Here is an 11,948-nt window from a genome sequence, read left to right on the forward strand (position 1 = left end):
AAGCGCAGGCAGAAGGGATCCGATCTAAGTTTGGTTTCCTTTCCTGGGGGAGGGGACTGGGGTGAGGGTGGTTGGGGCCACACATCGAAAGCTCTGTCAGTCAACTAGGACGACTATTATTCATTCCTTACTCTTAACTTTTCACTCACTCTTAACTTTTCACGATTTACTGTTCCCCCAACTGCTTCAAGGCCAGTTGAGCCGCTTCTGCCACCTGGGAATGACTGTCTTTAGCTAAATACTTGAGAGCAGAAATACTTTTCGGAGTAGGAAGATTACCCAACGCTTCAGCAAGTCGTTGCCGGATCAACCAATCCTCTGATTGAGCAAAGCGAAGAATATGATCAACTGCCGCGATCGCCTTAATTTCTCCCAGAGCCGCGATCGCAGCCTGCTGTACCACTACCTCCGGACTATTCAGGGCCTGAATCAAGACATCGTAAGCCCGTGGATCTTTTAGGTTCCCCAGCGCCACCGCTGCACTAAAGCGAACCAGCCAATCCGTATCTTCGTAAAAGGCTCTGACTAATGGCTCAAAGGCCCGTGGATCTTCCAAATACCCCAAAGCACCTGCTGCATCTGCCCGAATTCCGTAGTCTGGTTCGTTAATCAGCAGATCTAACAAAATGGGATAGCTTTCCTCTGTTTGCTTAATCCCCAAAGCAAAGACTGCCATTGAGCGAATTTGCAAACTCTCATCATTCAACACTTTTTTAATCAGCGGCATCGCCTCCGCAGCAGAGACATTGCGCAGAGAAGCCAGTGCCACCATGCGATCGCGAACGTTGTCACTGTCTAGTTGCACCGAGATTTGCTTTAAGTCAGGCTGAGTCACCTTAAAAACCCGTCACAAAAGTTTACAGTTAGTCGATTATAACGTGGAAAATAGGAAAGTGATTGGGCTGAGAACCGTAAACCTCCCACATTGGTTCCGTCACCTGAGAAGAATGCACCAATTTACAGAGTGGCAGAAAAGGGGTTTAATGAAGCCTGACCCATTAGACAAGCTGCTAGAAATATTCACCAGTCGTACATTTCTACGTGAGATAAAAAGTAAACCGCTGAGTCCTCGATATAGTGCTGTTTCGCGAATTCTAGTTGAACCACCTAATCCTTAAAAATGCAAGACACTTCTGTAAGACTACTATCCCTTCGTTCTAAACAGCGTTCCGAGAATTTAGAGTTTTGGCGGAACCGCAACCTTTATTACTACCAGGATCTCGAGAAGTTCTATCAATATTGGGTACAACCAGGTGCGAAAGTTCTAGAAGTGGGTTCAGGGACAGGTTATCTGCTAAATGCTGTCAAGCCAGGTTATGGGTTGGGTATAGATATCAATGAGCAGGCTGTTGAACGAGCAAAAGCTAGATTTCCTCAGTTAAACTTTCAGGTTGCTAATATCGAACACTTTCACACTACAGAAGTGTTTGACTATGTGTTGCTCGCCAATACAGTAAGTACCCTGAATAATATTCAAGGATCCTTGCAACAGATTCACAACATTTGTCATGCCCAGACTCGTGTAATTCTCACCTTTCACAATCCGGCATGGGAACCAATTCTCAACTTTGCCACCCGCATAGGGCAACGCATTCCGTCACCTCCCCTCAACTGGCTCAATTTAGAAGATATTGAGAATCTTTTAGATCTGGCAGGGTTTGAGATTGTTTCTCGTGGCAAACGTCTGCTCTTCCCAAAACGGTTGCCATTGGTGGCCAATGTTATTAATAAAACTGTGGCCCCCTTACCCATCATTAACGAATTGTGCCTGACTGAATATGTGATTGCTCGGCCTCGGCTAGTGGATCGACACCCAGAGAACCTGCAGAAAACTACTTGTTCCGTGATTGTTCCTGTGCGTAACGAAGCAGGCAATATTGAAAGTTGTATTTCTCGGCTACCCCGTCTTGGATCGCATACAGAAGTGATTTTTGTAGAGGGTCATTCTTCCGATGACTCCTGGCAGGAAATACAACGAGTTCAAGCCAAGTACAAACATCAATGGGATATTAAAATCTGTCAGCAACCCGGAAAAGGCAAGGGGGATGCAGTACGCACAGGATTTGAACGGGCGATCGGCGATGTTCTGATCATCCTGGATGCTGACCTGACGGTTCGTCCAGAGGATTTGCCTTATTTCTTTGAAGCGATCGCCTCGGGACAATGCGAAATGGCAAATGGTTGCCGTATGGTTTATCCGGTGCGATCGACCGCCATGCCGTGGCTGAATCGCATGGCTAATCGTTTCTTTGCCTGGTTATTATCCTATTTGCTAAATACAAAAATCAAAGATTCATTGTGTGGCACCAAAGCAGTTTCTCGCAAAAATTATCTAAAGATCGCTGAAAATCGTTCTTACTTTGGCGATTTTGATCCTTTTGGCGATTTTGACTTGTTATTTGGGGCAGCCAAACTTGGCTTGAAGATTAAAGACATCCCAGTGCGTTATTTTCCTAGATTCTATGGATCATCCAATATCAGCCACTACAAGGAAGGCATGGTTCTTCTAAAAATGTGTATGTACGCCGCCAAGAAAGTCCGCTTTAGCTAATATATTCTTAGGTAAGAAACTGTTTGTAAATGAATATTAAGATACAGGAAATATGCTCTGGGATTGGCTCCTCCCTAACTCTCCTTAAAAAGGAGAGAAGCGAACCAGGATGCCTGAAGTCTCCCTTTTTAAGGGGGATTTAGGGGAATCCAAACATTGGTTTACAAACAGTCTCTAAGACCAGGCTTACAGCCCATACTGAATATGAAGCAGTCAAACTTGCTGAATGTGCTAAAGCTGCCAGACAGCTTGCAGATGCAGGATCTAGATAGTCCAGATAATATTCACAAAATCAGGAAAATTATCCAGACCAAACCTTTCCTGACGAAGACTTATCGATCGTTCTATCGAGATATTCTGCGCCGCATTGAAACTGTTCCTGCAGGCGGTGAAGTGATTGAATTGGGGAGCGGAGCCAGTTTTATCAAACAATATGCCCCATTCGTTGTAACTTCTGATGTCCTGCCCTATCCAGGGGTAGATCGAGTTTTTTCAGCACTAGAAATACCCCTGCCCGCCAACAGTGTGAGTGCATTTATCATGATTGATGTTCTGCATCACATCAAAGACTCACGGTGCTTTTTCAAGGAGATGCAACGTTGCCTGGTAACAGGTGGAAAAATTGTCATGATTGAACCAGCAAATACCCTGTGGTCACGCTGGATTTATCAAAATTTTCACCATGAACCTTTTGATCCTTCTCAAGGATGGGGATTTGAGGAAGGAGGTCCCTTGTCAGGGGCAAACATGGCGATTCCCTGGATTATTTTCGATCGCGATCGTCAGCAATTTCAACGAGAATTTCCAGAGTTAGCCATACGAGACATTCAAAGTCACACGCCGTTCAGATATCTGCTCAGCGGAGGACTGTCGTTTAGACAACTGCTACCTTCCTGGTGTTATGGCTGGTTATATGGACTGGAGCATCTCCTTACCCCCTTCAATCGATACCTGGGGATGTTTATGACGATCGAGTTAGAGAAAATCAGCTAAAAAACGCTGTAATTCTACCCTTCCTCCTCTCCCTGGACTTCCCATCCCTCCTCTTCTCCAATCCCTGATCCCCGATCTCTGATCCCTCTTCTCTTCCTCTCCTGCAGTTTCAGCAAAATTTCTGCATGAGCTTCCTTCGTAATGGGGTACAGGTAGGCTAGTAATAATCCAATGATCAGAACTAGGGCAGGAAGGGGGCCAATCATCCAGCGAATGGCCGTTAGGGCAGATTCCGGCTGAGTCGGTTCGGGTTGTCCGGCGGCAGTCGCAATAAAGCCAGATGCATTGAGAATTTGGCCAACCAGAAATAGCCCGAATGCCAATCCCACTTTTTGCAACACGACCATGAAACTGTAAAAGACTCCTTCGCGGCGCTGACCCGTGTTTAACTCGTCCAGTTCAATTACATCGGGAATCATCGACCAGGGAATGAGATAGGCCGTAGACACACCAAATCCAGCCAGAATAGCTAGAAAATACATGAAGCCCACCTGATGCGGTTGCAGAAAGAACAGCCCGATTTGGGCAATGATCCACAAGGTCATGCCCATGAAGTAAACCGCTTTTTTGCCAATTCGTTGAGACAGTCGAGTCCACACAAACAACATAACCAGGGCCGTCACCTGAACCGCGATCACAACCTGAGTAAAATCCCGTTCGGTAAGGCCCATCCAGCTTTTGACAAAATAGGGGATGATTGCCACCGTGTTCTGAACCGCCAGCCAGGAGTACAGGTAGATGCCAATGACGAACAGGTAGGGGCGATTACTAAAGGCAATTCGAAGTTGTTCTGGTAAGGGAATTGGTTGTTCAATGACGGTCGTATCCTGGCGGTGACGCTCGATCGCCAGTACGCGCTTGCGAATGCCAAAAACACACCAGTACAGAGGCAATACTGAGAGAATGGCACACGCTCCTGCCAGAGCCAGATACTGCTGCGTGGGACTATTCTTAAAGATGGCAAACACCCCCAGGGCCACCACCAGGGATAGAATGCTACCGCCAATGGAAAAGGCAAACCGGAAGCTATTCAAACTGGTGCGCTCGTCGTAATCCAGGGTAATTTCGGCGGTGAGGGCAGTATAGGGAAGATTGACGATGGTATAGAAGTTATTAAATAAGATGGCAATGATGACGTAATACCAGAACAATCCCCACTGATTGGTTGTTGGATCAGATCCGAAGCTGGGCACAATCCATTCCAGAAAGAAGAACACGCCAAATGGAATCGCTCCCCAAAACATCCAGGGTAAGCGTCTGCCCCAACGGCTGCGGCTGCGATCGCTCAATATCCCTACAATAGGATCATTGATCGCATCCCAAACTTTACCAATCATCAGAACACTGCCAGCCAGCGCAGCATTTAACCCAGCTACGTTAGTTAGAAAGATCAACAAAAAGACGGCCAGAATGTTTGCGGTAATGGCTGGTCCCAAATCCCCTGCGCCATAGGCTAATTTGGTACTAAAAGTCAACTTTTCCGAAAAAGGCGATGGTTCAGGGGTGGAATTCTGCATGGTAAGAGTTAAAAGTTAAAGGTTGAGAGTTAAGGGTTTGGGGTTCTCAGCAGTTGTTTGAAAAGCCTCTGGTCAGACCATAAACCTGCAGAGGCATAGCATTCGGATAGCAATTTTTCGGTGTGGTTGAGGGATCGTTTGCCAAAGGCTACGCCCTTACCTCAAGTTTCATGGCGGGATTCTAGAAGACGGTTGTATTATTTTCCTCATCTTTGAGTGGTTACACCACCTTGTTTTGTGCCAAAGATTTGGCCAGTATCCACTAAACCCTCTGTTATTGCACCAGTTATGTCAGATTTGTACGTTTCCTGGGCCGACTATCATCACAAAATTGAACAGCTTGCGGTCAAAATCTACCAGTCCAACTGGCCGTTTAACCAAATTATTTGTTTGGCTAAAGGGGGGTTAAGGGTCGGCGATCTATTGTCTAGAATCTATGACATACCGCTAGCTATCCTGGCGACCTCGTCTTACAGTGGAGCCAATAACCAAGTGCGGGGTTCCTTAACCTTTAGTCAGGATCTCACCAAAACAACTGCTAATTTAGGTAGTCACGTCTTGCTGGTGGATGACTTGGTGGATTCAGGCCTTACTTTGAAAAAGACACTGATCTGGCTCGATCGCAAGTATGGCTTTTATATTGAGGAGATTCGTACGGCTGTTCTCTGGTATAAAGATTGCTCGGTCATTGAACCGGATTACTACGTGGATTATCTGCCCGATAATCCCTGGATTCACCAACCCTTTGAACTTTACGAGCAGATGACTCCTGCAGAATTAGTTGCCTCCCATGAGGCTCAAGTTGCCAACTCCTGAGTCTTGCTTCTCCTACGAGAGGATAACGAACCCCTCAAGAGCCTGTTGGTATACTGAAAGGGTCCGGATCTGGATGCAGCTTACTGTTCTGTCCTCCTCTTGAAATTTTTCTATGATGGATAAAAATTCGCTCCCTAGCTCTCGTGATGCCCATGCCTCACCCCGTGGTAAGCGATTGGGTGGATATTTGGTCGAGGCAGGACTGCTTACCCCTGCCCAGGTGGATGTGGCACTGAATGATCAAAAAATTACGGGAATGCGATTTGGTGAAATCCTGGCGGCGCGGGGTTGGGTGAAACAGCAAACGATCGAGTACTTAATGCAAAAAGTGATTTTGCCAGAACAAGAAGCCCTGCATCAACGCAGCGCGGCTGGTAATCCTCGTTCTGCAAAAAATTTAGATATGGCACCTGGTAAGCGGCTGCCAGAGCCTGCTGTTGACTTGCGATCGGCCATCCCTCCCAGTGCCAGTCATGAAACTCGGAAACCTACCCGACGAGATGCCCCCATCTCTAAACCACTGCCCTCCGTTCCCTCCAAGGATGACGATGTCGGCTGGGTAGGGTGAGGTATCAAGAGTTGAGAGTTAAGAGTTGAGAGCTAGGAGAGGGTAGGGTGCTGTTAGCAGTAGCCTAACGCACCACTCCACGAGTTAACTGGGAAAGAGCCACAGCCAGAGGGGAAGGGTGAGCAGGAGGGTGAGCGAGCCAGTGGCGATCGCAGTCACGGCCAGTTCCCGATCTAAGTCATAGGCTTCAGAGATTACCAGGGTAGCAAAAGCAGGTGGCATGGCCATTTGTAAGACTAGGGCTTGATGCACTGCGCCGGTAATTCCTAGCAGCCAGAGGCCAGTTCCTAAGATGAGAGGCACCAGCAGCATCTTAATACTGAGGCTGATCGAGACAGGCTGCAAATTTTGCCAGGAAGAAACCTGACTCAGGCGCATACCAATCAAGATCAGAGAAAGAGAGACAATTCCCCAGGCCAGATGCTGCAAGACGGCCTCAGCTACTGGGGGAAGGGGAACATCACGAGACAGTAACCCAAAGCCAAAACTCCATAGCGTCGGATTGATCAGCAGAGACCGAAAGGGTTGCCAGAGGTTATCAGCGCTGCTACCTGCACGAGCCGCCAGAGTTACCCCCAGGCCATAGGCCCCCATCATGGATCCCAGCAGATCGTAGAACAAAGCCCAGGCAAAGTACTGTGGCCCTACTAAGGTCAGCGAAACAGGAAAGCCAATGTAGCCCGTGTTGCCGATCATGGAGGTCAGTAAAAAACTGGTCTGGGTAGTTCTGGCCCACTGCGATCGCCTCCATCTTAACCACAAGTAGGCTGCACCCAGCCCTAACAAGATGGCGGCCCAGGCACTAACCGGAGCCAGCCAGAGTGTTGCAGACAGGCACGTGTGACGCAAAAAGGCCACAATGCCGATCGGCACACCTAGCCAAAACAGAAACCTGCCAACGTAAGCGGGGGCTGATTTGGGCAACCACCGTCCCAGTAGCCATCCCAGTCCAGTCCATCCAATTAACGGCAGATAGATGGCAAACAATTTACTCAACGGCATAGAACGCAAGCAGCAAAACGATTTGAGCGTAGTGAGTTAGCCATAAATTTCAGTTCACTCTCGAGGGAGAGTGCTAAGATCTTGCTCGACAAAACCTGGTGCTCATGGGAGCAGGAGTGAACGCTTGGATAAGGTTAGCGCACCGAACAATTTAGTGACTTCGAATCCGCGCATTGCCGACGATATTCCTGTCGCCTTGCGGGAAACCCCCCCTGCTGTCCCAAAGCCAAAAGTCAAACCGATCACCCTGATTGGTGGACTAACGGCTTTAGGGGTTATAGCTCTGGGGGCAGGTGTACTGGTTGCCTTACAACTTCAACGATCGCAGCCTTCTACAGCCGTTGCTGTAGCTAATCCTACTGGCTCTACCCCACAGGTCACCAATTCACCCACTCCCAAAACTTCTCCAGCTGCGGCTGACACCATACTGGGCCATTTCCGTTACAAGGAAGCCCCACTGTCTGAACTGGCTGCGATCGTCCCCGACGGCAGTATTAAATTGCGTAAGTCTGCGGCTCAGGCGTATCGGGAAATGGAAGCCGCCGCTCAAAAAGATGGAATCACTCTGGTGCCCATTTCCGGCTTTCGTTCTCTGACCGATCAGGATTACCTGTTCTTTGGCAAGAAGGCCGAACGGGGTCAGGTTGCCACCGAACGGGCTAAGGTAAGTGCGCCTCCAGGTTACAGTGAGCACCATACGGGCTATGCCCTGGATCTGGGAGATGGCTCTGTGCCTGCTGCCAACCTGAGTCTCACCTTTGAAAATACACCCGCCTATAAGTGGTTGCAGGCAAATGCCGCTTTTTATAGCTTTGAGCTGTCTTTTCCCAAAAATAATAACCAGGGAGTCAGCTATGAACCCTGGCACTGGCGCTATGTAGGCGATCGCGACAGTCTGGAAACGTTCTACAAAGCACGGCAGGCTAAGTAGTTAGGGAAGCGGGAATTGGAGATGGTAAAAGGGCAACCGCAAGGGTAGATAGAAATGAGCAAATGGTTAAGAATAGTAAACAATTCTTTGCGATTCCTCAATTTCCTATGGGGCAATTATCCTTAAATCTGGTAGCAATTTCCGTGTTCATGATGACGATGAGCGTGCTGTTGGGGCCACTGCTCAATCTGTCTCCTGCTGTACCTGCAATCGCAACCGTAACCGTTTTGGGAGTAGCAACTCTGGATACCTTAAATTGGCAAGGCAAGGGGGGGACACTGCTCCTGGATTGGATTGCTCGCTTTTCTCCAGAGTATCGCTCCCGCATCGTGCGACATGAGGCAGGACACTTTCTGGTAGCTCATCATCTGGGTCTTCCAGTTACAGGGTATACGCTCAGTGCCTGGGAAGCCTTCCGCCAGGGACAGTTGGGGCAGGGAGGCCTGCAGGTTGATGCTCAAGGGCTAAAAGGCGAGTTACAGCAAAGTAAGAACCCTTCCCCGATCGTCGATCGCTACTGTACGGTTTGGATGGCCGGAGCCGCAGCAGAGCAGCTAGTATACGGTGCTATTCAGGGGGGGGCAGATGACGTGCAGAAAGTGCGATCGCTCTTAAACCACCTGAAATTGTCCCCCACTGAGTGCCGGCAAAAGGAATGCTGGGCTGCCCTGCGTGCCAAAACCCTGCTGCAAGAACACTGGGCCACCTACGAGCAACTGGTAGCCGCAATGGAAAAACGAGCTTCCGTCATCGAGTGCCAGCAGTTGCTCAATCATTCTCTAACTTCCTGCTCAACCCACAATCTCCAATTCCCACTTTCCCAGCCAGCTGCAGGTAAAATGACGAGCTAAATTGAAGAAAGATTTTTACATGGACTTTGGCTAGAGGAGTTAAAGCGTTATGACTGGTACAAATCTACTGTCGCCCATCCAGTATTCTCTGCACTTGGCTGTCGGTCTTCTGACGGCGGGAGTATTGATGTCTACCGTTTTAGAGCCAGCCTCTGCCCAAATAGGAGCGCCAAAACCGCTAGAAGATCTGCAAACTAAGGATAGTGCAGACTTCTTAAATGGTCGGGGCAACGGCCAGTCTAGCACTATGATGAACATCATTCAGAATGCGATCATTGGTAGTCCCCGCAGTATGGATGAATACACCGCTGAACAAAAAGATAATCTGGACGCAGCAACTGAGCAATTTCGTAAGCAACAGGCAGAACGGTTGCGCAACAGTCAGCCAGTTCAGTCTGCTCCCGCAAGTTCCCAACCAAGCCTCACAACTCCTGCCAACTAGATATGGGTCTTTTTGTGCTGACTGCCATTCTCTACTGTCTAACCTTATTTTAAAAATCCTTGAATTGCTAGGATGACCACAGAAGTGGTTTACAATGCCATACAATAACGGACAAGTTTCTTCAAGAGCCTGCCCTGTCTGGCCGTTCATTAAACATTCCACAAAGGACTATTAAAATATGGATGTGAAATTAGTACTGGTTGTATTAACAGGTATTTTTGCGGTAGCCTGCCTTTTCTTCGGCACCCGCAATGGGTTCTACGATTCAGATAACTACCATGGGAATGGGTCGGCTCATTAGAAAGCCTGTCAGAGATTTGCTTGAAACCCATCCTGAGTGCAGGTAAACACCTTTTTAGCTTTTGAAATTTTATTCATTCAGATGCTTGCAGCATCCTCAAAGGCTCTCTTTGTGCGAGAGAGACTACACTAATGCATCGTTTTTAGACCGATAGAAGGTAGGGAAGCACTAGGAGCGATCGCTACTACGGAGAGTTGCAATAAACGTGATTGAGTTGGAGTGCCTAACCTATGGAGTAGGCCACGCCGATGAAGGAATCTGCTTACTGTTGCGGGCTGGGCCTTATCGGGTGCTGTTAGACTGTGGGCTGGCAGACATCTCCCCTCTATTAACGAAAAAAAAGAACCCTCCAGCCGATCTGGTACTGTGTAGTCATGCCCATGCAGACCATGCTAGAGGGCTTTTGAAGTTGCATCAGGCTTATCCCAAATTGCCTATTTATGCCAGCGAAGTAACCACCCAGCTACTCTCGTTTAATTGGCTTACGGATACTACCAAAAAGAAACCAACTCCATTTTGTCAGGCATTGCCCTGGCGATCGCCCATTGAGTTTTTTGATGGCCTTACCGTTCAACTGTATCCAGCAGGCCATTTACCGGGAGCCGCCGCAATTCTGATTACCTACGCCCCTACCGTTGCTGACGAGTCTTCCCGCTCCTACAAAATCTTTTATACCGGAGATTTTTTTCTTTCCAGTACGCGCATGGTGGAAGGGTTTCCTCTGGAAGAACTGCGCGGATTACAACCCGATGTCCTGATTGTAGAGGGGAGTTATGGCACCTCCCGGCATCCTCATCGCCGCCAGCAGGAAAACAACCTGGCAGAACGGATTAAGCAAGCGATCGCAGCGCATCAATCAGTACTTTTGCCAGCCACACCACTAGGACTAGCACAAGAACTCCTCTTCTTGCTCCGTAGTCATCACTATTTTACGGGGCAAAATATTGACATTTGGGTAGATGGTCAGGCCGCCGCAGGCTGTGATGCCTATCTGGACATCCTGCCCCATTTGCCGACTGCCGTACAGAACTTTGCCAGCCATCAGGCGCTCTTCTGGGATGAACGAGTACGACCACGAGTACGCCGCCTCCCCCTAGAGCAACGTTCCCAGTTAGGTCAGCCTCCCTGTATTGTGATCACGGATGAAGCGACCGATCTGCGGCAGTACTACCAGGCCCATCCCGATCGCTGGCTGATTTTGTTGCCTCAAGAACCCTATTTATCTACCAGTGAGCTACGTCGGGAAATTACTGAGAATCATCCGACTCTTCCCACAATCAATACCTACCTCCTAGCACAGCATTGTGATGGGCCAGGAACCATGCAACTGATTCATAATCTGCGGCCTCAGCATGTGGTATTCATCCACGGGCCATCTGCCTATCTGGCAGATCTGACGGGGTTAGAAGAACTGCGCAATCGCTACCATCTCCATTCCCCAAACAATGGCAGTCGGGTTGAACTGCCGATCGGAAAAACTTTCTTGCAACCAGCGGCTCCAGAGACCAGCTATGAAGGCGAAATCACAGAAGTGGAAGATGCTGTCTATATCACGTTGCCGCCAATAGTCACGACGGATCCCCGCTGGCGTATTTTGGCTGATACAGGTGTCGTAGAAATCCACTGGCAGGGGGAAGAGTTAGTGCTGCGAGGCGTGCCTCAGCGGGATCTGTTGCGCCAGGAGGGCGATCGCCTGCTGGACTGGATGGATGCCAACTCGCCTTTGCGCAATTGCTGTGGTAACTGCTTCCACTATCGGGGACAGCGTTGCCGGAATCCCGCTTCTCCCCTCTATGAGTTCAAAGTTACGCCAGAAGGGTTCTGTCCCGCTTTTGAGTCTGCTCCCCTTCCCAATCAAACCGATCAGGATCAGCAGGAACCCGACAAACAACACCAGGACGATTGGTAGATTTGAACAAGGTGTGACATCCTCCCGACACCAATGCTACGCATACGGTGCGGGCTTCCCAAGATCG

At 48.9% G+C, this 11,948-nt stretch carries 11 protein-coding genes; 8 read left to right on the forward strand and 3 right to left on the reverse strand.

The annotated features are described in order from the left end of the window. Positions 1-166: 166 nt before the first annotated feature. The gene (locus ACUVQO_RS03205; RefSeq protein WP_445924452.1) at positions 167-835 is read right to left on the reverse strand and encodes a HEAT repeat domain-containing protein; all 669 of its coding nucleotides are present in this window, start codon (positions 833-835) and stop codon (positions 167-169) included. Positions 836-1,120: 285 nt separating this feature from the next. On the opposite strand from ACUVQO_RS03205, the gene ACUVQO_RS03210 reads away from it, so the two are divergent. Then, a complete protein-coding gene (locus tag ACUVQO_RS03210; RefSeq protein ID WP_445924453.1) occupies positions 1,121-2,551 on the forward strand; it encodes a glycosyltransferase in 1,431 nt (476 codons plus the stop codon). Between the two features lie 204 nt (positions 2,552-2,755). After that, on the forward strand, positions 2,756-3,544 hold the full coding sequence (locus ACUVQO_RS03215) for a class I SAM-dependent methyltransferase (protein ID WP_445924454.1): 789 nt from the start codon (positions 2,756-2,758) through the stop codon (positions 3,542-3,544). A 14-nt stretch (positions 3,545-3,558) separates the two neighbouring features. Here the strand turns inward: ACUVQO_RS03215 and ACUVQO_RS03220 are convergent, their stop codons facing one another. Continuing rightward, positions 3,559-5,061 carry an MFS transporter gene (locus tag ACUVQO_RS03220; protein ID WP_445924455.1) on the reverse strand — a complete coding sequence of 501 codons (1,503 nt, stop codon included), beginning with the start codon at positions 5,059-5,061 and terminating at the stop codon, positions 3,559-3,561. A 288-nt stretch (positions 5,062-5,349) separates the two neighbouring features. Between ACUVQO_RS03220 and ACUVQO_RS03225 the strand changes: the two genes are divergently transcribed. Together ACUVQO_RS03225 and ACUVQO_RS03230 are read left to right on the forward strand one after the other, a co-directional pair. Continuing rightward, on the forward strand, positions 5,350-5,877 hold the full coding sequence (locus ACUVQO_RS03225) for a phosphoribosyltransferase (protein WP_445924456.1): 528 nt from the start codon (positions 5,350-5,352) through the stop codon (positions 5,875-5,877). A gap of 112 nt (positions 5,878-5,989) precedes the next feature. Continuing rightward, positions 5,990-6,445 (forward strand): hypothetical protein, encoded by a 456-nt coding sequence (locus ACUVQO_RS03230; RefSeq protein WP_445924457.1) that lies wholly within the window; start codon positions 5,990-5,992, stop codon positions 6,443-6,445. Between the two features lie 84 nt (positions 6,446-6,529). Here ACUVQO_RS03230 and ACUVQO_RS03235 read toward each other — a convergent pair whose 3' ends face one another. Continuing rightward, positions 6,530-7,447 carry an AEC family transporter gene (locus ACUVQO_RS03235; RefSeq protein WP_445924458.1) on the reverse strand — a complete coding sequence of 306 codons (918 nt, stop codon included), beginning with the start codon at positions 7,445-7,447 and terminating at the stop codon, positions 6,530-6,532. Positions 7,448-7,601: 154 nt separating this feature from the next. Between ACUVQO_RS03235 and ACUVQO_RS03240 the strand changes: the two genes are divergently transcribed. From ACUVQO_RS03240 to ACUVQO_RS03255, 4 genes are all read left to right on the forward strand, one after another. Next, complete coding sequence (locus ACUVQO_RS03240; protein ID WP_445924459.1) at positions 7,602-8,378, forward strand: M15 family metallopeptidase; 777 nt, start codon at positions 7,602-7,604, stop codon at positions 8,376-8,378. 107 nt (positions 8,379-8,485) lie between these two features. After that, the gene (locus tag ACUVQO_RS03245) at positions 8,486-9,229 is read left to right on the forward strand and encodes an ATP-dependent Zn protease (RefSeq protein WP_445924460.1); all 744 of its coding nucleotides are present in this window, start codon (positions 8,486-8,488) and stop codon (positions 9,227-9,229) included. Positions 9,230-9,278: 49 nt separating this feature from the next. Beyond that, positions 9,279-9,671 (forward strand): hypothetical protein, encoded by a 393-nt coding sequence (locus ACUVQO_RS03250; RefSeq protein ID WP_445924461.1) that lies wholly within the window; start codon positions 9,279-9,281, stop codon positions 9,669-9,671. A 506-nt stretch (positions 9,672-10,177) separates the two neighbouring features. Further along, a complete protein-coding gene (locus ACUVQO_RS03255) occupies positions 10,178-11,881 on the forward strand; it encodes an MBL fold metallo-hydrolase (protein ID WP_445924462.1) in 1,704 nt (567 codons plus the stop codon). Positions 11,882-11,948 lie beyond the last annotated feature (67 nt).

It is taken from the genome of Leptodesmis sp. (assembly GCF_052746595.1).